Origin of the sequence: Mesorhizobium sp. M7A.F.Ca.ET.027.02.1.1, assembly GCF_004022985.1 — a bacterium.
Taxonomy (GTDB): Bacteria; Pseudomonadota; Alphaproteobacteria; order Rhizobiales; family Rhizobiaceae; genus Mesorhizobium.
In genome coordinates, this window is the sequence record NZ_RZOL01000739.1 from 1 (window position 1) to 1,407 (window position 1,407).

At 61.8% G+C, this 1,407-nt stretch carries 1 protein-coding gene; it reads right to left on the bottom strand.

Translation table 11 applies throughout. The features are described from left to right. A partial coding sequence (locus EN749_RS38020; protein ID WP_189367968.1) for a hypothetical protein occupies positions 1–1,407 on the bottom strand: 1,407 nt, incomplete at both ends.

The following is a 1,407-nucleotide window of genomic DNA, read 5'->3' on the forward strand; positions in this document are numbered from 1 at the left end:
ATCCAGAAGTTGTTGGAGCTGTCGTTGAAGCTCAGCTTGACCGTGGTGCGTGTGTCGCCGAGCGAGTGAAGCAACGCAGCCAGATCATCGCGAATAGTTGAAAGCGGAAGTTCGCCCTCGACCCACCAGCTTGCGAGCCCTTGTGAAACTGTTCGCCCCTCACGGTCCAGCAATACGCCAAACAACTCGCAACGTCCGTCGGCGACTGCGGCAAATCGGTTTATGCTTGAAAGAGAAACGAACTGTTTGACCGCCACGGGGCCGGACGACCAATCCGCGATGCACGCCTGGTGTGGGAGCGGGACCGTCAGCTGCAGAGTTGCGCCGGTAGCGTCGATTAAAGTGGCCTGGCATGATGCCCGGTTAGTTTCCTTTGCCACAAAGCGCCAGAGGGCCGTGTCCACCCGTTCTCCGGCGTCGAGTTCGATCCGTCCCGGCCAGCCGTGGATCGACAGTTCCAACCATTCGCCGCGGCGGCGGCGCTCGATCCCAAAACCCTCAGGCAGGACAACGGCGTCGCGACGATCCCGGATATGGCCAGTGTTGACATCACGCCATGCATACTCGACCGCGCCAGGGCCGGCAGCGTCGAGGTCCGAACGCCATCTAGCTTCTCCACGACGTCGCCACCAAACTTCATTCAGCGACGGGTTCCACTCGCGCTGGCCCTTCGTAAGTTGGAGTGCAGGACGGCCAGCGAAGAGGCTGACCGCCGGATTGCTGATGCTACATCCGGGCGCGGCCTCGCCGGTCAGCAGGAGGACATCCCGCATCTCGGTCTTCTGGCCGCTTCTCACCAGATAGAGGTCCCCGCGCGATGATGTCACTATCGCCGCTCCCTCTACCATCCATATCGACCGTTTCGAGGCTCCCGGTTCTTCCATCTTGTTGCAGTGAGAAGCCAGGCCGTCGGGTCGGCAGGCCCAGTTGTTTGGCAGATCCACATAGACGCGCTTCGGCGCGTACCCGCGACTCCCGGAACCGATGAGGGCGAATTCAGTCGGCACGTCTGCATCCTGGCAATCGGGCGCGTCGTATACGCGCACATTGGCATTTACGCTGTCGCCGCCAGGCAGGATGAAAGCCTTGCCGGCGCGTTGCCCGCCACCGCGCAGCTCCACCAAAACCGGCGTTTCCGCCGGCAAATCCACCACATTTCGGACAGCGGTCTGGCGCGCCATCCATTTGTTGTCGTCGTCCGGATCGGCGACGGCCAACTCTCCTACGACAAAGTGCGCGAAGTCTCCTGACGGGAAGAGCCGGAGGCGGTTCCATTCAGCCATCAATGTTCTGGGTATCACTTTGCCGGCGACATCCTGGATGCTGCCCGTCAGATGCAGTTCGACGCGTTCGCGTCTCCCCTCCGCATCGATCGTAAGCAGTCTGCGTGCATGCACGGAGCCGGCG